The 1714-nt window shown below is 47.7% G+C and carries 2 protein-coding genes; both read right to left on the bottom strand.

The features are described 5' to 3' along the window. The coding region (gene gpW, locus KCG35_RS27190) for a gpW family head-tail joining protein (RefSeq protein WP_215822590.1) at positions 1 to 176 on the bottom strand (176 nt) is incomplete at its 3' end. Beyond that, positions 173 to 1714, bottom strand: a 1542-nt coding sequence (locus tag KCG35_RS25110; protein WP_215822589.1) for a terminase gpA endonuclease subunit, incomplete at its 5' end; no start/stop codon positions are given. The genes KCG35_RS25110 and gpW, both read right to left, overlap by 4 nt.

Genomic DNA, 1714 nt, shown 5'->3' with positions numbered 1-1714 from the left:
CGTTGTTGAGATTGATTTATCTCAGCTTCGAGCTGGTGAATATAATGCTCTAAATCCTCAGGTTTATGGTAAGTCACCATCGCCCCATCCGCATCACGGATCGATGCCCTTAATTCTCCCGTGCGTAATTTATGCAAGGCTTGTCGTGCTTCAAATAAATGTTGTTCGGTATTCATCCGAGGGCTCTCCCTAGTGCCGATAAATCTAGCGGTTTTGGCTTTGAGACTTCATTAAGACTGGTCACATCGGGGTTAAAAACCAGCGTGTTTTCGTCCCATGGCTGCGCCCAACTGGGAGGGTAAGCCCAGTTAATAGTTTCGGCCTGTAGTTTGTGGACACAAGCGCCGTTATACACAGACAAGTCCCAGGCTTCATTGGGTCCACCCAAGGGTTCCCATTTGCCCTCAGCGTTACGGGTTTCGGCCGTGAGTTCTTCATAAAAGCTTAAGGGCAGCCAATCCGGAAAGTGAAAATATTTAGGACCCGGTATGTCCCGATCCAGCGTATTATTTAACGCGTCTTTGAATACATTGGTATTCAATAGCTGTAATGGAATATCACCATAAATTTTGGCTTTACGTTGTGAGTTATGGGTATTATCCGGAAAGGTTTCTCGCATTTTTTGCTGGGTATGGCGATCGCCTTTAATCAACATAAAGCGGTGCTGTAAACCTTGTTTTCTGACCTTACGATAAAAGGCATAGGCATTATCCGTCACCCCATCCTCACCACCGGAATCACACGCCACCATGCGTATTCCCATCACCCGACCAGAGCCGTCAGCTAAGGGATAGGCTTTATTCAGCACTTTATCCAGCAACACATCCCAGTCCTCGGCGTAAGCACCCGGATGAATCGGTAAACGTTCATCGTTTTCATCGGTGCGATACGGGGAATACCGTAACGCTAAGCGATCAATCAGCCACCGTTCTAATCCTTCTCCCCAACCTTCTACCTGCACCACAAACCGGCGACGACTACCCGCCTGAACATCGATGGCGGCGGTTAAGAAGCGGACACCATGAGGGATCGTGCGTTTTGTTAAAGGTTCTGCCCGTGCTTTTAAACCTTTGGCAGTACGTTGATGCTCATTGAGAATGGGGAAGTAAGGACGGCCTAAATCGATATTGAATACCGACTTAAACTTTTCCTGACTGCCGGTTTGTTCATAATGGTGTTCAGCCAGTAAATAGGTATACAACAGCTCTTGCCAGGTTTGATAACCGGCCGCAGGGCCTTCCATCCAAAAACTGGCATACCGCGATTGTCGCTTTTCCCCAATGACCTCACCTGCCGCAGTTAACTGCTGACCTTCACCCAGCCAGCGGCACTGATTGTTAAGCTCATCTTTTTGGCTAGGTTCAATACGCTGCTGACAATGAGGACAGCGCATATAAACACTTTCTGAAGCCTTAACTGGGTCAGTATGCTTTTCCCAATGCAGTCTTTCAAAGACAGGTTGAAACCATTCCTGACAGTGTGGACAAGGCCAATATAAACGTCGTCGATCCCCTTGGTTATATAATCCTAAAATACCTTGGCAGGGTGGTGCTTCATGGGGGGTACTCGCTTCCCAACGTAAATCAATAATGGGTTTACCGGGAGAGGACTCAACCACCGTCATCCCACTCGACATAAAGGTGGTGGTGCGCTTTTTGGCGAGAGTAAACGGATCACCTTCGGTATCAATATCGACTTTTAAGCGATCATAATC

It is taken from the genome of Zooshikella harenae (genome assembly GCF_018837975.1).
GTDB classification, from domain to species: Bacteria; Pseudomonadota; Gammaproteobacteria; order Pseudomonadales; family Zooshikellaceae; genus Zooshikella; species Zooshikella harenae.
This window is presented reverse-complemented; position numbering and strand designations above follow the sequence as displayed.